Raw genomic sequence first — 18357 nt, forward strand, 5'->3', positions numbered from 1 at the left:
CTCCTTGGCAAAGTCATATCAAGCGAACGAAATTCTGGTAGAGGCGACGCTCGCCACCAATCCGCCCAGGGCGGGCATGCGAGCCGCCGGGAGAAATGACGATGAACGCACGAGAAGAAATCCGCGCCGGCGAGGCTGAAGCCGACAAGCGCGCGGCCGGCCACATGCCGGACGCAGCACGCAAATACCAGTCCTACCCGACCGTCGGCCTGATCGACCGCACCTGGCCCAACAAGGTCATCGACAAGGCGCCGATCTGGTGCTCGGTCGATCTGCGCGACGGCAACCAGGCGCTGATCGACCCGATGGGCCATGAGCGCAAGGCGCGCATGTTCGCACTGTTGCTCGACATGGGCTTCAAGGAGATCGAGATCGGCTTCCCCTCGGCCTCGCAGACGGATTTCGACTTTGCCCGCTGGTGCATCGAGGAAGGCGGCGTGCCTCGCGACGTGTCGCTCCAGGTGCTGGTGCAATGCCGGCCCGAGCTGATCACGCGGACCTTCGAGGCGCTGAACGGCGCGCACCGCCCGATCGTGCATTTCTACAACTCGACCAGCGAGTTGCAGCGTCGCGTCGTCTTCGAAAAGGACGTCGCCGGCATCAAGCGTATCGCCACCGACGCCGCCAAGATGATCACCGACATGGCGGCCAAGGCCGGCGGCGGCTATCGCTTCGAATATTCGCCCGAAAGCTTCACCGGCACCGAGCTCGACGTCGCGCTGGAGATCTGCAACGCCGTCACCGAGATCGTGAAGCCGACGGCCGACAACAAGCTGATCATCAACCTGCCTTCGACGGTCGAGATGTCGACGCCCAACATCTATGCCGACCGCATCGAATGGATGTGCCGCAACCTCGACAACCGCGAGAACCTGATCATCTCGCTGCATCCGCACAATGACCGCGGCACCGGCATCGCGACCACCGAGCTCGGCCTGATGGCCGGCGCCGATCGCGTCGAGGGCACGCTGTTCGGCAATGGCGAGCGCACCGGCAATGTCGACATCGTCACGCTGGCGTTGAACATGTTCACCCAGGGCGTCGATCCGGATCTCGATTGCTCCGACATCAACCGGATGAAGGATGTCTACGAGTATTCCAACCAGCTGAAGATCCCGGAGCGCCACCCTTATGTCGGCGAACTGGTCTACACGGCCTTCTCCGGTTCGCACCAGGATGCCATCAACAAGGGCATGAAGGCGCTGAAGAAGGCCAATACGCCGATCTGGGAGGTGCCTTATCTGCCGATCGACCCGGCCGATGTCGGCCGCACCTACGAGGCGATCATCCGCATCAATTCGCAGTCGGGCAAGGGCGGCATCGCCTATGTGCTGCAGGCCGATTACGGCCTCAATCTGCCGCGCAACCTGCAGATCGAGTTCAGCCAGGCGATCCAGGCGATCACCGATGCCGAAGGCAAGGAAGTGCCCGCCAAGCGCATTCACGATCGCTTCCTCGAAACCTATGTCGACCAGCCCGGCGCGCGGCTGAAATTCCTCGACCACCGCACCTATCCCGACACCGAGGTGAAGGGCCGGCGCATGGTCGAGGCGGATATCCTCGACAACGGCAAGGAAGTAACGATCACCGGCTCGGGCACCGGCCCGATCGACGGCTTTGTCGATGCGCTCTCGCGTCATGTCGGCGTCGACATGTCGGTGCTCGACTATTCCGAGCATTCCTTGCAGCGTGGCTCCAACGCCTCGGCGATCTCCTATGTCGAGATGGAGCATCCGGGCGGCAAGCTGTTCGGCGCCGGCATCAATACCAACATCGTCGCCGCTTCACTGGAGGCCGTGGTTTCGGCCGCCAACCGTATCCTTGGTCGCAAGGCCGGCTAAGCGAACACGGCGTGTCCGCAAGGCGCGCCTCGTTGCAAAACAGACGCAATTCCCCCGTTGTTCGTTAACCGGCGGGGGAATTTCCGGTGCTTACGCGATCGCATAACAAGAAGCATCCTTGTGCGCCGGCGCGGGCGCTATATGATCGCGCCCTAACCTGTGCCGTTCGGAAGGATCGACACTTGGAGCATGCCCCGCCTGCCGCCCCCGCAGTGCGCGAGACATTGGAGCGACTGCTTGCCAGCGAAACGTTCGGACGATCCGAACGTGCACGCAGGCTTTTACGCTATCTTGTCGAACGCGAGCAGGCCGGCGAGGCGGACAGGCTGAAGGGCGTCTCCATCGCCATGGACGTCTTCGGCAAGGACGGCGATTTCGACGCCTCCACCGACGCCGTGGTCCGGGTCCAGGCCGGCCGGCTGCGCGAGCTTCTGGAGCAATATTTCGCCAATGAAGGCGTCGCCGAGCCGGTACGCATCGCGATCCCGCGCGGCGGTTATGTCCCATCCTATGAGCTGAACGCGATCCGGCTGCCAGGCGATGCCAAGTCCGCCTCCGGCACCATCGCGCAGCGGCCCGACGCATCGGCCGAAGCGGCTCCGGCCGCAGCCGAGCATCCAGACCACCATGCGCCTGGCGAGCCTGTGCCGCTGATGGCACCGGCGGCGCCTGCCCCGTCGCTGACGCGGCAGCTGCGCTTCTTCTGGGCCGCCATGGTCCTGGTCATCGTGATGCTCGGTGTGCTCATCGCACGTCAAAGCAATGCGTTCCTTGGCAGCGCCGACACGGCCGCACCGGTCGAGACGGCGGGCGCGGCCGCTCAGCCGATATTCGACTCCCTGCCGCTGATCTACATCGCCGTGAAAGCCGATGGCCCTGAGGCGGCCCGCGTCGCAACATCGCTGCGCGCCGGCCTCGCGGGTTTCGACACCATCGATTTCATCGGGCGCGATGCGGATTCGACGCGCGACCAGTCTGCCGACCCGGTCAGTTTCGTCTTCGATATCGCTCCCGGGCCCGCCGCCGGTGACGTGACGGTGGAACTGCAGAGCGTCGCGACCGGACGGGTTCTGTTGTCGCGCAACCTGACATCGGTCGAAAGCGCGCCCGGTATGGTCGAAAGCAACATCGCCAGCCTGCTCACCTCGACGGTTCCCGCCTCCGGCGCGATCTATAGCTATATTGACCAGAGCGACATCCGGACCAGCCAGATCGGGTGCCTGGTGCTCGACGACCGCTATTACCTCGACATGAACGCCCAGACGCACGAGGTTGCGTATCGCTGCCTGGAGAAGCTCGCCGCCGAAGGCACCAAATCGTCGCTCGTCTATGCGGAACTGGCCGCGCTTCATGTGGAGGCCGTCACCGCGCACTATGCCTATCCGCCGGAAGCGACGCTTGAAAAGGCCATGTCGCTTGCGCACCGCGCTGTCCAGATGGGGCCGATGAGCCCACACGCGCATCGCGCCCTCGGCTACCTTAACTCGCGTCTCGGCAACGCCGACGAAGCGATCCGCTTGATGCGCAAAGCTTACGAACTGAACACTTATGATCTCGGCATGGCCGCCGCCTATGGCTACGGCCTGATCTTCACCGGCAAATATGGTGAGGGAACGCCGATCCTGAGCCACGCGGTCGAGGCCTTCAGCGGTCACCCGACCTGGTGGGACTACGGCCTGTTCGTCGGAGCCTTCATGCAGGGCGACATGAAGAAGGCCGCGATCGCCAGCGAGTCGCTGCGCACGACGGCGTCCAAATCGCACTATCTGGCCGCGCGCCTGATCGGCGCCAGGATTTCCGGCCGCGACAAGCTGGCGAGCGAGCTTGCCAACCAGTTGACCGCCGAATTCCCGAAATTCGCCGCCGATCCGCGCGCGACATTCGTCGACCGCAAATACCCTGCCGACCTGACCGAGCGGCTGGTACAAGCTTTGCGCGAAGCTGGGATAGGCAACCCGAGCTGACGGCAATTGCCCGGCGCGGCTGTTCCGCCAGGTCCGCCGGTCGCTTGCGCCCGGCTTTGCCTAAGCTACGCAAAAACAAGCGGTTAAGACGATTAGGATGGACTTTCCTGGATACCGGACCATCGTGCCGTGCGCTTCCGGGCGCAGGCGGCAAAGGGGCGAAAAGGTCGCAAAGATTTTACTGGCTATCGATCTGGCCCGGGAGCAATCCAGCCACAATTCGCAATTGTTGCCCCTCTTGCCTCGCTACCCTCGTTTTCATGTCGTCATCCCCCCATGCTGTCGAATGCGGCGCAGGCCCGAAAACGGTCGTGCTTTTGCACGGCTTCGGTTCCTGCCGGGCGATCTGGCGTGACGTGGCCGCATCGCTTGTGCCAGGCATGAGAGTGCTGGCCTACGATCTCCCCGGACACGGCCATTCGCTGGAATGCGGAGGCATGAGCGCCAAGCAAGCTGCCCGAACAATCCTTGCCGACCTTGCCGCCCGTCGGCTGCACAGGGTCCACCTCGTCGGCCATTCCATGGGCGGCGCCGTCGCGACCTTGATGGCGCTTGCCGATCCCGGCAGGGTTGCCTCGCTGACTTTGCTGGCGCCCGGCGGCTTCGGTCCTGAAATCAACGCACCCCTGCTGCGCCGCTATGCGGCCGCGGCCGACAAGAGAAAGGTTCGCGCCTGCCTTGCCGCCATGTCGGGCCGGCGGAGCGTGCCGCCGGAGCATGTGGTGGACGCGCTCTGCCAGATGCGCAAACGGCCGGGCCAGGCGCAGGCCTTGATCGACATGGCGGCCGCAATGACCAGGGATGACCGGCAAGGGGTCATTCCGAGCGCACAACTGGATACGCTCGAAATGCCGGTCATGGTCGTTTGGGGAGCGGAGGATCCGCTGCTGCCCGTCGAACAGAGCGAGGCTCTGCCGTCGCGTTTCCATCTGCACCATGTCCTCGATGCCGGTCACATGCTGGTCGAGGAGGCTCCGGACCTGGTTGCCGAGATCGTGCGCCGCAACACGCGCCGCCGCGGCAGGCGGCAACGGCCGGTGTTCGGCGCCGCGGCAAGCTGACGGGCGCCATCATTCAGTGCATTTTGCCAGCGATTGTGTTAACCCGCTGTTAACCAACGCGAGACAGCCGCCATGAAAGATGCAGGCGACAAAATCACCCCGACCGAGCCGTCGCGCAAGCTTTCCGATGCCATTCGCGACATCAAAAACGCCTTCGCCGACCGCGATGACGTCGTGGTCGACATGCGCGAGGCGCACCGCATGCGGCTCGAGCTGCTGGCGAGCGAGCTTGCCCCGGTCTTTGCCGATGTCCCGGCCGACATGGACAGCTTCGACTTCGCCGTCTCGTCCGGCCTGCAGCCGCGGTTATGGATCGATGCCGTGAGCCACGTCGCCATGGGCCGCGACCGCCGCACCTACCGCTTCCTCAAGGATACGCGCGTCGGCCGTGTGATGCTGGCCGAATCGACAGAGATGAAAGCCGTCGCCGATGCGGTGACGCGCTATGTGGCGGAACGCGTCGTCGAGCGGCAGCGCATGATGGAAGGCGGCATCGAGAGCGCCGTTCCCGGCCTGCATCGCGCCGTGGTCCAGGAAGCGCAGCCGCCCATTCAATCCGAAACCCGCCGCAACGGCGGTTGGACGACCTTCTTCGCCGGCCTCGGCCTGATCGCCGCTGGCGCGCTCGTCGGCCTGGCGGTTTCGCTGGCCTTGTTCTGGGACCGCATCATGCAGATGAAGATCAGCTTCTGACGAGTTGGCGAGCCGGCCCGGCGGGCACCTCGAGGTCCATGGTCTGCAGGTCCGAAGGCGGCATCGCCGGTCCGGTGAGGCCGCGCCGGATCAGGCGCAGGCGCCAGCTGCCCTTTTCGCCGTCGATTTCGAATATGTTGTACTGCGCTGCCGGGTGCTTGCCACCGGGCGCCTGGCCGGCGGCGGCAACCCCGACCACGGGCACCTTGGCCGCCTTTGGCCCGATGGTGAACAGCGACGGCAAATGCGAATGGCCGTGCAGGACGAGTTCGGCGCCATGCCGGCGAATGACCTTGTGGAAACGGGCGATGCCGAACAGCCGCTTGTGCTGCGGGACGGCGCCGCGCACCGGCGGGTGGTGGATCATGATGGCCCGGAACAGCCCTTGTCTCGCCGTATCGTCGAGAACCTTGCCGAGCCGTTCGGCCTGCCCCTCCATGAAGAAGCCGTTGGCCATGAAGGGCGCGGTGGCGCGCGCCGTGGTGACGCCGATCAGCGCGACATCGCCGCGCACGCGCAGATATGGAAACGAGTTGCGGTCGACCGGGCTGTTGACGCCGTCGCCGGTCATCCACGGAGCCCACGCCCGGCAGACCTTGTCGAAGGCGCTCGGCACATAGGCGTCGTGATTGCCGGGAACCACCGAAACGTCGTGCGGCGACCCGAGCGTCTCCAGCCAGTGCTTCGCCATCTCGATCTCGCCGTCGAGCGCCAGGTTGACGAGGTCGCCGGTGATGGCGAGGTGGTCGGGCGCGCTGGCCTTGATGTCGGCGACGAGGCTGTCGATCACCGCGTCATGCATATGGCGGCGGCGGTTGCGTTGCCAGTTGACATAGCCCAGCACGCGCTTGGACGCGAGGTCGCGATAGGTTACATCGGGCAGCGGTCCCAGATGAGCATCGGAAATATGCGCGAGCCTGAACATGGCCCCTTCTTAAGCGACGCCGACGAGGCTTTCCACTCACCCTTTGCTGTTCGCCCAAGCAGGTTCCGCAAAAGTGTCCGACGGTTTTGCGGCCAGACCCTGCGAAAAACGAGAAAGGCCAAGCAGATGCTGGTGGGGCTACCCACGAACATCTGCATGGGGATCGTTGCATGAACCGCCGCGCCGATCCGGAAGAAGCCTTCCGCCAGACCGGCTGGCCGGGCCTGCGGGCTAGACTCTTCCATTTTTACTTTCTGCTGCGCCGCCCGATGACGCTCGGCGTGCGCGGTCTGGTTCATGACCGTGCCTCCAACGCCGTCTTCCTGATCCGCCACACCTATGTTCCGGGCTGGCAATTGCCCGGCGGAGGGGTCGAGTCCGGCGAGACCCTCGAAGAAGCGCTGGCGCGCGAGCTGGCCGAGGAAGGCAACATCGCGCTGACCGCGCCGCCGGTGCTGAAGTCGATGCACTTCAACCGCCGCTCCAGCAACCGCGACCATGTCGGCCTTTACCTGATCGAGGCCTTCAGCCAGACGGCGCCGAAACTGCCGGACCACGAGATTGCCGAAGCCGGCTTCTTCCCGATCGATCGCTTGCCCAAGGACACCACCCCGGCGACGCTGCGGCGGATCAAGGAGATTTTTGGCGGCGAGCGGATCTCGGCCTACTGGTAATCAGGCGGCCTTCCTGAACCTGCTCCGATCATGCGACGCCGCGTAGTCAAGCTCCGGCCCCACCGGAACGATCCCGGTCGGATTGATCGATCTATGGCTGCCGTAATAATGCGCCTTGATGTGGTGCAGGTTGACCGTGCCTGACACGCCCGGAACCTGATAAAGATCGCGCAGATAGTTCGACAGGTTCGGATAGTCGGCGATGCGACGCAGATTGCATTTGAAGTGGCCGACATAGACTGGATCGAAGCGCACCAGCGTCGTGAACAGCCGCCAGTCCGCCTCGGTGATGTGTTCGCCGGCCAGGTAGCGCTGTCGCGACAGCCGCTCCTCGATCGTATCCAGCGCCGAGAACAATTCGCCGAACGCTTCGTCATAGGCGCTCTGCGTGATGGCGAAGCCGGCGCGATAGACGCCGTTGTTGATCGCCGGATAGACCAGCCCGTTGATCTTGTCGATTTCCGCGCGCAGCGCTGGCGGATAGAAGTCGAGACCCGCCTCGCCCCATTCGTCGAAAGCGGTGTTGAGCATCCGGATGATCTCGGAGGATTCGTTGTTGACGATGGTCTTTTCCTGCTTGTCCCACAGCACCGGCACCGTCACGCGGCCCGAATAGGCCGGATCTGCCTTGGCATAGATCTGGTGCAGGAAATCGAGGCCGTAGAGCGTGTCGCCGGTGGCGCCGTCCTCGGCTTTGAAAGTCCAGCCGTTTTCGCCCATGAAGTGGTGCACCACCGACACCGAGATGATGCCCTCCAGCCTTTTCAGGGCACGGAAGATCAGCGTGCGGTGCGCCCAAGGGCAAGCGAGCGAGACATAGAGATGATAGCGGCCCGGCTCCGCCTTGAAGCCGCGCGTGCGGCCCTGCGCCGGCTTGCCATCGCGCGTGATCCAGTCACGCCATTGCGACTCCGTCCGCACAAATCGCCCGCCGCCATCGGTGTTGCGCGAGCGGTCCTGCCATTTTCCTTCGATCAGCAATCCCATGCGAAAATCTCCCGGCGGTTTCACCTTATCTAGGCCACTGACCGAGCCGGCGAAGGTCCCGAGGCACTGAACAGTCCGTCAAACGATGAACGGGTTCGTCAAAATGACGCAAAGGAGGCGAATAGCCGCGATTGCAGCGAAACAAAATTGGTGCTAGCGGAGGCGCCCATGTTCGACTTTGCCTCGATCCGGTTCGACCGACGACGAAAGGGCGCCCGCGCTTAAACAGCGCTGACTGGCGAACGCTGCCGCTTTGCAGCAAACCTTCCTCGCATACCGGAACGCAAAGACCATGAGCCTTGCCGACGTGAAATACCTGCCGGAAACCCCGGCGCATGATGCTGAAATCGAAGCCATCAACGACGAGGCCTTCGGCCCCGGCCGTTTCGTGCTTGCCGCCTACAAGATCCGCGAGTCGGGCGGGCATGACCGCTCGATGTCCTTCGTCGCGGTCAAGGACAGCGCGGTGATCGCTTCCGTGCGCATGACGCGCGTGGCGGCGGGCGCCGGCCGCGCCATGATGCTTGGCCCGCTTGCGGTGCGCCCTGCCTTCAAGAACCTCGGCATCGGCCGCAAGCTGGTCGCGATCGCACTGGAGGAGGCCAGGAAGGCCGGCGCGCCCGCCGTCATCCTGGTTGGCGACGAGCCGTATTACGGGCCGCTCGGCTTCAAGCGCTTCCCGCGCGGCCAGATAACCATGCCGCGCCCGGTCGACCTCGACCGGCTGCTGCATCACGAAATCAAGCCGGGCGCCGTCGCACGCTTTGCCGGCGATGTCTGTCACGCCAACACGGCTAGGGTTGCCGAATTTGCCCCGGCCTTGGCGCGCCCGGCGGCAAGTGCGTCGCCCTCGATCGACCCGGCTATTGCGGTTGCGCCGCCGTTGCGGGCTTCGTAGCATAGTCCGAAATCCTGGGAGGCTTGCATGAACCCGAACGGCCAGATCGCGATCGTCACCGGCGGCGGATCGGGCCTGGGCGAAGCGACGGCGCGCGCCTTGGCGAGCAAGGGCGCCCGCGTCGCCATCCTCGACGTCGGCATCGAGCGCGCGGCGAAAGTCGCGGCCGATATCGGCGGCATTGCCGTCCAATGCGATGTCTCCAGCGGCGACAGCGCCACGGCCGCGATCGCCGAAGCGGCTGAAAAGCTCGGGCCGCCGCGCATCCTGGTCAATTGCGCCGGCATCGCCATCGGCGTGAAGACGATCGGCAAGGACGGGCCGCATCCGCTCGACCAGTACCGCAAGGTGATCGAGATCAACCTGATCGGCACCTTCAACATGATCCGCCTGGTTGCCGACCGGGCGGCGAAACTCGACCCGCTCGCCGGCGGCGAGCGCGGCGTCATCGTCAACACCGCCTCGGTCGCCGCCTATGACGGCCAGATCGGTCAGGCCGCCTATTCGGCCTCCAAGGGCGGCGTCGTCGGCATGACGCTGCCGGTGGCGCGCGATCTGGCGCGATCCGGCATCCGCGTCTGCACCATCGCGCCCGGCATCTTCAAGACGCCGATGATGGCCGGCATGCCGCAGGAGGTGCAGGATTCGCTCGGCGCCTCGGTGCCCTTCCCGCCCCGGCTGGGCGAGCCGTCGGAATATGCGGCCCTTGCGCTCCACATCGTCGAGAACCAGATGCTCAACGGCGAGACCATCCGCCTCGACGGCGCCATCCGCATGGCGCCGAAATAAGCCGAATGCCGACAGGCGCCGGTGGTTCCACCGAAAAGACCGGCCCGCTCGCCGGCCTGAAAGTCATCGAGATGGCCGGGCTCGGCCCGGTGCCGCTCGCCGCCCTGATGCTGTCGGAGATGGGCGCCGAGGTGCTACGCATCGAACGCGCCGATGCCGGCCAGCCGTTGCTCAGCCTGCCGGAAGACTACGATCTCGACCGCCACGGCCGTTCCATCCTCAAGCTCGACCTGAAGCGTCCGGCGGACGCGGAACTGATGCTGCGCCTCGCGGCGGCGGCCGATCTGCTTGTCGAAGGCTTCCGCCCCGGCGTGATGGAGCGGCTCGGTCTCGGGCCCGATATCCTGCTCGAACGCAATCCGGCGCTGATCTACGGCCGCCTGACCGGGTTCGGCCAGGACGGGCCGCTGTCCGGGCGAGCCGGGCACGACATCACCTATCTCGCCTATGCCGGTCTCTTGCATGCGATCGGCAGGCGGGGCGCGCCGCCGGTGCCGCCGCTCAACCTCGTCGCGGACCAGGGCGGCGGCGCCATGATGCTGATCGCCGGCGTGCTCGCCGCCCTTTTCCAGCGTTCACGGACCGGAAAGGGCCAGGTGGTCGATGCCTCGATGATCGAGGGCGCCTCGATGCTGGCGGCGCCGATCCACGCCTATATGGCGGCGGGTCTGTGGAGCGACAGGCGCGGCGAGAACCTGCTCGATTCCGGCGCGCCGTTCTACGACACCTATGAGACGGCCGATGGAAAACACATCGCCGTCGGCTGCCTCGAACCGCGCTTCTTCGCCGAATTCGCCAGGCTGCTGCCGCTCGCCGAGCATTTTGCCGGCGGCCAGTACGACAGGTCGCTATGGCCCGCGCTGCGCGCCGCCATCGCCGGACGGGTCAAGGAGAAAACGCGCGACCAATGGGCCGAACTGTTCGCGGCCACCGATGCCTGCGTGGCGCCGGTGCTGTCGCTGGCCGAAGCCAGGCACCACCCGCACAATCGCGCCAGGCAAAGCTTTGTGCAGTCCGGCCGGCTCGAACGCCCGGCGCCAGCGCCGCGTTTCTCGCAAAGTCCTCAAACGCTTGCCGCAACGCCAGCCACTGCAAATCGCGACCCCGCCAGCGTGTTGAACCGCTTCGGCTTGAGCGAAGAGGAAATCGCAGCCCTTGCAAAGGCGGGTATGCTCGGCCGATAAGCGGAGAGCAGAAATCAACTTATTACGGGTAAGCTTGTGACCGAACCGAAGAAAGACGTCATTCGCGAGACCGATGCCGAGGCTGTCAGGCTGGCGAAAACCCTGATCCGCGCTGCGCGTTTCGGCGCGCTCGCGGTGATCGAGCCTGCCACCGGCGCACCGCTGGCAAGCAGGGTCGGCGTCGCCACGGATATCGACGGCACGCCGCTGATTCTGATCTCGATGTTGTCCGCGCACACCGGCGCATTGCTTGCCGATCCGCGCTGCTCGCTGCTGCTTGGCGAGCCCGGCCAGGGCGATCCGCTGGCGCATCCGCGCATCAGCCTGTCATGCCGGGCCCTGCGGCTGGAACGGGGGACAGCCGACCAGATCCGCGCCGAACGCCGCTACCTCAACCGCAATCCGAAGGCGAAGCTCTACGCCGGGCTCGGCGACTTCTCGTTCTTCCGGCTCGAGCCCGGGCGCGCCAGCCTGAATGGCGGCTTCGGCAAGGCCTATCTTCTCGACCGCGACGATTTCATCACCGGCGGTGGCATCGTCGAGGAACTGGCTGGCAGCGAGCAGGCGGCGCTCGAGCATATGAATACCGACCACAGCGACGCGCTTGCCCTTTATGCCCGCCATTTCGGCCGCGCCGAGGGCGACGGCTGGACTGCCACCGGCTTCGATGCCGATGGCATGGATCTCGCCGCATCGGACGCGACCTGCAGGATCTTCTTTCCGCAGCCTTTGCAAGCCGCGCGCGAATTACGCTCGGTGCTGGTCGAGATGGCCAAAACGGCACGCGCGGCGGAGCAAGAGCGATAGTTGATCGCGCGCCGGCGAAAGCAACGCTTGAGATTTAGAGGAAATGAATTACCTTTGTAGTGACGCTGATTCAGCAGCGCCAATCGACATCTGAACATTGTGGAATCAGGCGCCATTGCCCCCTGGCGCCAGGATGAGCCAGGACCCTTGGGGGATCTATGATCTCAAATAAACTAATCGCCAATGCGGAAACCGCCGCCGCGTTTCTCACCCTCATGGGGAATGAAAAGCGCCTGCTGATCGTCGCCCATCTCATGGACGACGAAATGTCGGTCGGCGCCATCGCCGAAAAAGTGCAGCTCAGCCAGTCCGCGCTGTCGCAGCATCTCGCCAAGTTGAGGGCGCTCGATCTCGTCGAGACCCGGCGCGACCGCCAGATGATCTACTATTCCTGCCGGTCCGAAGCGGTGCGCGAATTGCTGCGCATGCTGGAAGGCATTTTCGGCGACGGTGATCTTTCGCAGATGGCCTATCGGTTGCGCCGCGCCGGGGCTTGACCGGCGGCTCCTCGCGTTCATTACCTCGCTGATGGACCTTCGGCGAGGCGTGCATGAACCTTATCCCTATCGACGATCCCCAGGACCCGCGCGTCGCTGCCTATCTCGACATCCGCGAGCGCGATCTCGTCGGGCGGCAGGGCCGCTTCGTCGCCGAAGGCAAGGTGGTGCTGGACCTTCTGCTGTCGACCGGGCGCTTCGTCGCCGAGTCGGCCCTTGTCCTCGAAAACCGGCTGGCTGGCCTGCAGCCGATCCTGCGCAAGGCACCTGCCGATCTTCCGGTCTATGTCGCCGGCGGCGAAGTCATGGACAGGATCGCCGGCTTCCACATGCATCGCGGCATCCTGGCGATCGGCCTCCGTGGCGATCAGGCGCCCGCCGAAATTCTGCTGGAGTCCTTGCCCCGGCGCGCGTTGGCCGTCGTCCTGGTCGGCATCTCCAACCACGACAATATGGGCGCGATCTTCCGCAACGCAGCCGCCTTCGGCGCGGACGCGGTGCTGCTCGACCGGACCTGCTGCGATCCGCTGTACCGCAAGGCAATCCGCGTTTCGGTCGGCGCGGCGCTGAAGGTTCCCTTCGCGTCCTTCGCCGATGCCGCGACCTTTACCGCGACGCTCGACCAGCTTGGCTTCAGCCAGTTCGCTCTTTCGCCAAGCGGAGCCCATGATATCCGCGAGGCGCAGCGTTCACCGCGCCTTGCGCTCTATCTCGGAACGGAGGGCGAAGGCCTGCCACGGGATCTGCTCGCCCGGCTGCACACGTTACGGATCAACATGGCCGAAGGTTTCGACAGCCTGAATGTCGCGGCCGCTTCGGCGATCGCCCTGCATCACTTTTCCGAGGCGGGCGGCCCGTAAGCTGGAAGGCAACGACAGCCTTGTTCAGCTGCCGGCCTTCTGCAGGGCCCTCACCCGGTCGGCCAGGCTGATGCCGCGCCCGCCTTGCTGCCCATCGCTCGCCAGCGCGTTGGCGATGGGGGAATCCGGCCCGTCGAGCTTCATCGTCAGGTTGACGACCTCGGCCGCCAGTTCGTTCATTTGCTCGCGAAGACCCGAGCTCGAGCGCGCATCGCCCGCCGCTTGAGGCATTGCCGTTGCCGAGGCGGCAAGATCGGTTTTCAGCCGCTTGTTCTCGCGCGCCAGCGCCGTCAGCCTCGCCTCCAGCCGTTCGCGGTCGCCCTCGAGCTTGGCGATTGCCTTGTCGACATCGTCGCTTTGCACGTCGGTGCCTGTGGCCAGCCGCGTGATGCCGTTGGCAGCCGTAATCTCCTTTGACCGTTCGCGCATGCGAGCTAGATCCTTCTCGCGCCGGTCGAGCTTTTCCTCGCGGTCGGCAAGTGTCGCGAGCAAGCGCTCGACCTTCTTGTCGAGCTCGGCGGTTTTCTTCTTCTCCGCCTTCAGCGCTTCGCGCGCGACCTTGATCTCCGAGGCTATTTCCTGATTGCGTCGGTCGGCTTCCTTGCGCTGACCTTTGAGCATTGCGATGTCGCTGGCGAGTTTTTCCAGTTCCGATTCGCGGGCAACCAGCTCGATCTGGCGGTTCGAGGACGAGAAGCTGGCATCGTCATACATCTGTTCGAGCTTTTGCAGCTCCAGGGCGCGCTTCTCCAACGCCCGCTCCGTCTGCGCATGCTTTTCCGACAGGCGGTGCAGGTCCTCCTCGCGCTGCCTGAGCTCGGCATTTTTGGCCTGCAGATCGGAAAGCGCCTGGTTCTTGTCCTTCTTTTCGACCGCGAGCCCCTTCAGGGCCTCGCGCCCGCGGCCGATCTCGACGAGCTGCTCGGCAGCCTTCTCCTGCAGGTTCTTGACGGTTATCTCCAGCCGGCGCGTCGTCATGGCGTATTCCGCCCGAACCCGGTCCTTGTCGGCCTGGATTTCGGCTTGCGTCAGCGGCAGCGAGGCCTCCAGGCGCCTGCGGGTCAGGACGACGGCCCGCCGCCACACCGCGGGCGCGACAAGCGACACCAGGAAAACGGCGCAGAGGAAACCGAGTACGAAGAACAGAACCGACTGAACCAAGGCGTGCTATCCACGTTACGGAGCGGCATTCGCTGGGTTGTGCCGCCTTGGCATGGCGGAAATTCAATGCCGCGGCAAGGGCTTGCCGCGGCATGATCAGCACTGTCCGAGCGATTGTTGCGGATAGAACCCGATCAGAACGGGTTCCAGGTCGGCCTTTCGGTGAGCTTCAGATAGCCGAGATTGACGCCGAGACGGGCGCCGACGCCGGTGCGGATCGGCACCAGCAGCACCCGGTTGCTCTGCAGCACGTTGAAGCCGACGCCGGCGATGACATAGGCGGAGCCGGCAACGCCGCCGAAGCGGTTATAGAGGCTGCTGATGTCGTCGAGATTATAGACCAGCATCATCACCCGCGATCCCTCGCCGCCGAAATCCCAGCCGAGCGACGGGCCTTGCCAGAACACCTTATGGTCGCCGGCGTTCTTGGTGTAGAGCGTGCCCTCGCCATAGGTCAGGCCGCCGATCAGGGCGCCGGATCCTTCCTCGCCCAGCAGGTAGCCGTTGGGCAGGCCGTAGGAGGCAAAGATCTTCTCGACGACGGTGGCCAGGCCGCCCGACGTTTCGCCGAAGAACTTATGACCGGAATCGATGATTTCCTGTGCGGTGTACTGTTGGGCCCGCGACGCCGAGGTCGAAAGGATCAAAGCCCCCAGGAGTGCTATGGTCATGGTGAGGACACGGACGAATGTCCGGTCGTAGTATCGGGAAAACATGCTTCCAATCTCCGTCAGGGAGCACTTTCGCCGACGCCTCGCACCCCTGCGGCTCTTGCCGGCCGTTCAGGGTGGCTATCACGGGCAAACTATGCCGTAATCCTTTTTCAACCATTAAGCTCGCACACGAAGATGGCAGTTCGAAGGCTGCGTTTCCCCCGCCACGCCAGGTTTCCACCCGCTAACACAGCATTTTCGCCATCGACAATTGTGGATTTGTTGATGCGCGCGCGGGCGCTGTGTATTCAGAAGGCCTTGGAAAAGAGTGTGATTCGTGTGGGCATGCGCGAAAACGGTCGCTCGGCCATGAACAAGTGACTTAAGCAGGGATTTCGCCGATGGCCGAGCTTTTCACCCTTTCCGCGCCCGATCTCGCGGCGCTGCTTTGCAGCCGTGTCTGCCACGACATCATTTCGCCGGTCGGCGCGATCAACAACGGCCTGGAACTGCTCGACGAAGGCGGCGCCGACGAAGACGCCATGAAGCTCATCCGCCAGAGCGCCAAGAACGCCTCGGCGCGGCTGCAGTTCGCCCGCATCGCCTTCGGCGCCGCGGGTTCCGCCGGCATGATGATCGACACCGGCGATGCCGAGGCCGTGGCGATCGCCTTCCTGAAGAACGAAAAGCCGGAACTGGTTTGGAACGGCTCGCGCGCGCTTCTGCCCAAGAACAAGGTCAAGCTGCTGCTCAACCTCATTCTCGTCGCCCATGCCGCCATACCGCGCGGCGGCAAGCTGGTGATCACGCTGGAAAATCTCGAAACCGAGCCGCGCTTCTCGCTGTCGGCCGCCGGCCCCATGCTGCGCGTGCCGCCGAAATTCCTCGAGCTGCATTCGGGCCACAAGCCGGAGGAGCCGATCGACGCCCATTCGGTCCAGCCTTACTACACGCTGCTCCTGGCGCGTGAGGCCAACATGACGATCTCGATCCACGCGACACCCGAAGAGATCGTGCTGACGGCTGCCTAGAGCAATTCCAGGAAAAGTGCGTAGCGGTTTTCCGTCCGGAATTGCGCAGAAACAAAGGTTTAGAGCAGTTCGGCGGTTTCCGAGAGCGCTGAACTGCTCTAAGAAAACTAAAAGTATCTTTTATTGCTAATATTTGCGCCTGCAGTGCAGATCGAGCAATGCCGGCCGCAATCCATGTAACAGCGTCGCGGACAAAAACCGCGCGATATGCCTGTTTGGAAAAATTTTACCTAACGGCTTTTCAGCTTCTTTACCAGATTGGACTATGGTGTTCACCGGTTACCTGGAGGCTGCCGGTTCGGCAGATGGCAAAGAGGATCCGGACATGAAGCGCTGCCTTTTCGTCGACGATTCGAGCGTCATCAGGAAGGTCGCAAAACGCATTCTCGGCGGCTCCGACATGATTGTCATGGAGGCCTCGAGCGGGCTTGAAGCCACCGAGATGTGCGCCGGCGACATGCCGGACGTCATCGTCATCGACGGCGGCCTGGCCGATGTCCAGGCGGTGGACCTCATCCGCCGTATCCGCGCCATGGAAAGCCCCATCAAGCCGCAGATCCTGGTCTCGCTGGTCGAGGTCGATGTCGGGGCGATCATGCGCGCCAAGCGCGCCGGCGCTCAAGGCTATCTGCTGAAGCCCTTCAACCGCGCGCAATTGCTCGAAAGCTTCCGCGTCCTCAAGATCGCCGCCTGATTCGCTGGAGGCGTTCTCAACAAAAAACCCGGCCTGAGCCGGGTTTTTCGTTTGGAATCGTTGGGTCGCTTACGCGCTGACGCGGATATCTTCCGGTTCGCGCAGCACGTAACCGCGGCCCCACACCGTCTCGATGTAGTTCTGGCCGCCGGACGCCGCGTCGAGCTTCTTGCGCAGCTTGCAGATGAAGACGTCGATGATCTTCAATTCGGGCTCGTCCATGCCGCCATAAAGGTGGTTGAGGAACATTTCCTTGGTGAGCGTCGTGCCCTTGCGCAGCGAGAGCAGTTCCAGCATCTGGTATTCCTTGCCGGTCAGGTGCACGCGCTGGCCGCCGACCTCGACGGTCTTGGCGTCGAGATTGACCACCAGGTCGCCGGTGGTGATGACCGACTGGGCATGGCCCTTGGAACGGCGCACGATGGCGTGGATGCGCGCCACCAGCTCGTCCTTGTGGAAGGGCTTGGTCATATAATCGTCGGCGCCGAAGCCCAGGCCGCGCACCTTGTCCTCGATGCCGGCCATGCCGGAGAGGATCAGGATCGGCGTCTTGACCTTGGAGAGGCGCAGCGTGCGCAGGACTTCATAGCCCGACATATCGGGGAGATTGAGGTCCAGAAGGATGATGTCGTAATCGTAGAGCTTGCCGAGATCGACACCTTCTTCGCCGAGATCGGTCGTATAGACGTTGAAGCTCTCCGATTTCAGCATCAGTTCGATGCTCTGTGCGGTTGCACTGTCATCTTCAATCAGCAGAACACGCATTTCATTCCCCTTTTCTGCTGCCGGGCCGTGTCACGACCCGTCCGGGACCCGGAGCAGTGATTGCCTGAACAGAAGGTGCCACCGACTGGTTAACAAATCCTAATTTCGTGTCGTCCACGATACCAGATTTTTTAACCCCTTTCTACACCCACTTGAATCTAATAATGAATCACAGACCCAAACCGCTAATGCACCACATTAATAAGTCAGCCTAAGTGACTCCAGAGACTCGCAGGCCCGGGCTTCCCGCCGCTGCCGGAATTTTTACCCGGCCTTAAGTCCTCGCCCGTATGATTAACAATGCCCGTAAACGAATGGTTACCGCCGGCAAAAATCTTTAGGGCTTTGTTTCCCATAGCCCAGGGAATGCCGGGGGAAACGGGCGGCGCCTGGGTCGTTCCGGGCGGAGTGGACGGTATTGCAGGTGTGCGTTTGCGGAGTATCGAGTCATGAAGTCACGTGAAAACCTCGTTCGGCTGAAGCAGTTTCAGGTGAATGAGAAGCGGCGCCAGCTCTTGCAGCTGGACATGATGATCGCCGAGTTCGAGCGCATGGCCGTCGAGCTGGAAGCGCAGATCGTCGCCGAAGAGAAAAAAGCCGGCATCACCGACATCAACCATTTCGCCTATCCGACCTTCGCCAAGGCGGCTCGTTTGCGCCGCGACAACCTCAGGAATTCACAAAGCGACCTCGCCCAGCAGCGAAGCACCGCCGAATCATTACTCGGCGAAGCTGAAGCGGAGCTTTCCAAGGCCGAGATGCTGGAATCGCGCGACACCAAGATCCGCGACGCCGACACGGGCGGCCGCAGCGTCATGATCGGCTGATCGCCGGCCTATTTGTGGTGATCGCCGGAGACATGCCGGCCATCTT

At 63.7% G+C, this 18357-nt stretch carries 19 protein-coding genes; 14 read left to right on the forward strand and 5 right to left on the reverse strand.

Annotation, left to right across the window (positions count from 1 at the left end; all coding sequences use genetic code 11):
* Window positions 1-101: 101 nt before the first annotated feature.
* The 4 genes from leuA (at window position 102) to KVT37_RS09235 (ending at window position 5559) form a co-directional block, all read left to right on the forward strand.
* Window positions 102-1841, forward strand: coding sequence for a 2-isopropylmalate synthase (gene leuA / locus KVT37_RS09220; protein WP_217571958.1), 1740 nt, complete (start codon window positions 102-104; stop codon window positions 1839-1841).
* Window positions 1842-2023: 182 nt separating this feature from the next.
* Window positions 2024-3805: a hypothetical protein gene (locus tag KVT37_RS09225; protein ID WP_217571960.1), complete on the forward strand. Its 1782-nt coding sequence runs from the start codon at window positions 2024-2026 to the stop codon at window positions 3803-3805.
* A gap of 260 nt (window positions 3806-4065) precedes the next feature.
* On the forward strand, window positions 4066-4866 hold the full coding sequence (locus KVT37_RS09230; RefSeq protein ID WP_217571962.1) for an alpha/beta fold hydrolase: 801 nt from the start codon (window positions 4066-4068) through the stop codon (window positions 4864-4866).
* Window positions 4867-4938: 72 nt separating this feature from the next.
* A complete protein-coding gene (locus tag KVT37_RS09235; protein WP_217571964.1) occupies window positions 4939-5559 on the forward strand; it encodes a hypothetical protein in 621 nt (206 codons plus the stop codon).
* On the opposite strand, the gene KVT37_RS09240 is transcribed toward KVT37_RS09235, so the two are convergent.
* Complete coding sequence (locus tag KVT37_RS09240; protein ID WP_217571966.1) at window positions 5549-6484, reverse strand: metallophosphoesterase; 936 nt, start codon at window positions 6482-6484, stop codon at window positions 5549-5551. The genes KVT37_RS09235 and KVT37_RS09240 overlap by 11 nt on opposite strands.
* Window positions 6485-6654: 170 nt before the next feature.
* Here KVT37_RS09240 and KVT37_RS09245 point away from each other — a divergent pair, with 170 nt between their 5' ends.
* On the forward strand, window positions 6655-7158 hold the full coding sequence (locus KVT37_RS09245; protein ID WP_217571968.1) for an NUDIX domain-containing protein: 504 nt from the start codon (window positions 6655-6657) through the stop codon (window positions 7156-7158).
* Here the strand turns inward: KVT37_RS09245 and KVT37_RS09250 are convergent, their stop codons facing one another.
* Window positions 7159-8145, reverse strand: a complete 987-nt coding sequence (locus KVT37_RS09250) for a glutathione S-transferase family protein (protein ID WP_217571970.1) — start codon at window positions 8143-8145, stop codon at window positions 7159-7161.
* Between the two features lie 292 nt (window positions 8146-8437).
* Between KVT37_RS09250 and KVT37_RS09255 the strand changes: the two genes are divergently transcribed.
* The 6 genes from KVT37_RS09255 to KVT37_RS09280 all read left to right on the forward strand — a co-directional run bounded on the left by KVT37_RS09255 (window position 8438) and on the right by KVT37_RS09280 (window position 13180).
* Window positions 8438-9043: a GNAT family N-acetyltransferase gene (locus KVT37_RS09255; RefSeq protein ID WP_217571972.1), complete on the forward strand. Its 606-nt coding sequence runs from the start codon at window positions 8438-8440 to the stop codon at window positions 9041-9043.
* A gap of 27 nt (window positions 9044-9070) precedes the next feature.
* Window positions 9071-9832, forward strand: coding sequence for a 3-hydroxyacyl-CoA dehydrogenase (locus tag KVT37_RS09260; RefSeq protein ID WP_217571974.1), 762 nt, complete (start codon window positions 9071-9073; stop codon window positions 9830-9832).
* A 5-nt stretch (window positions 9833-9837) separates the two neighbouring features.
* Window positions 9838-11016 (forward strand): CaiB/BaiF CoA-transferase family protein, encoded by a 1179-nt coding sequence (locus KVT37_RS09265; RefSeq protein WP_217571977.1) that lies wholly within the window; start codon window positions 9838-9840, stop codon window positions 11014-11016.
* 36 nt (window positions 11017-11052) lie between these two features.
* Window positions 11053-11823: a HugZ family protein gene (locus KVT37_RS09270; RefSeq protein WP_217571979.1), complete on the forward strand. Its 771-nt coding sequence runs from the start codon at window positions 11053-11055 to the stop codon at window positions 11821-11823.
* 158 nt (window positions 11824-11981) lie between these two features.
* Window positions 11982-12320, forward strand: coding sequence for a helix-turn-helix transcriptional regulator (locus KVT37_RS09275; protein ID WP_217571981.1), 339 nt, complete (start codon window positions 11982-11984; stop codon window positions 12318-12320).
* A gap of 53 nt (window positions 12321-12373) precedes the next feature.
* Window positions 12374-13180: an RNA methyltransferase gene (locus KVT37_RS09280; RefSeq protein WP_217571983.1), complete on the forward strand. Its 807-nt coding sequence runs from the start codon at window positions 12374-12376 to the stop codon at window positions 13178-13180.
* Window positions 13181-13204: 24 nt separating this feature from the next.
* Here KVT37_RS09280 and KVT37_RS09285 read toward each other — a convergent pair whose 3' ends face one another.
* Together KVT37_RS09285 and KVT37_RS09290 are read right to left on the reverse strand one after the other, a co-directional pair.
* Window positions 13205-14341 (reverse strand): hypothetical protein, encoded by a 1137-nt coding sequence (locus tag KVT37_RS09285; protein WP_217571985.1) that lies wholly within the window; start codon window positions 14339-14341, stop codon window positions 13205-13207.
* Window positions 14342-14475: 134 nt separating this feature from the next.
* A complete protein-coding gene (locus KVT37_RS09290; protein ID WP_245442297.1) occupies window positions 14476-15012 on the reverse strand; it encodes a DUF1134 domain-containing protein in 537 nt (178 codons plus the stop codon).
* 383 nt (window positions 15013-15395) lie between these two features.
* Between KVT37_RS09290 and chpT the strand changes: the two genes are divergently transcribed.
* Both chpT and KVT37_RS09300 read left to right on the forward strand, forming a co-directional pair.
* Window positions 15396-16025 carry a histidine phosphotransferase ChpT gene (chpT, locus tag KVT37_RS09295; protein WP_217571987.1) on the forward strand — a complete coding sequence of 210 codons (630 nt, stop codon included), beginning with the start codon at window positions 15396-15398 and terminating at the stop codon, window positions 16023-16025.
* Window positions 16026-16350: 325 nt separating this feature from the next.
* On the forward strand, window positions 16351-16719 hold the full coding sequence (locus KVT37_RS09300) for a response regulator (RefSeq protein ID WP_217571989.1): 369 nt from the start codon (window positions 16351-16353) through the stop codon (window positions 16717-16719).
* 69 nt (window positions 16720-16788) lie between these two features.
* On the opposite strand, the gene ctrA is transcribed toward KVT37_RS09300, so the two are convergent.
* Window positions 16789-17484, reverse strand: coding sequence for a response regulator transcription factor CtrA (gene ctrA, locus KVT37_RS09305; protein ID WP_006203583.1), 696 nt, complete (start codon window positions 17482-17484; stop codon window positions 16789-16791).
* Window positions 17485-17933: 449 nt separating this feature from the next.
* On the opposite strand from ctrA, the gene KVT37_RS09310 reads away from it, so the two are divergent.
* Window positions 17934-18311, forward strand: a complete 378-nt coding sequence (locus KVT37_RS09310; protein ID WP_217571991.1) for a flagellar export protein FliJ — start codon at window positions 17934-17936, stop codon at window positions 18309-18311.
* The last annotated feature ends 46 nt before the right edge of the window (window positions 18312-18357 follow it).

Origin of the sequence: Mesorhizobium sp. GbtcB19, assembly GCF_019091085.1 — a bacterium.
GTDB lineage: Bacteria > Pseudomonadota > Alphaproteobacteria > Rhizobiales > Rhizobiaceae > Mesorhizobium.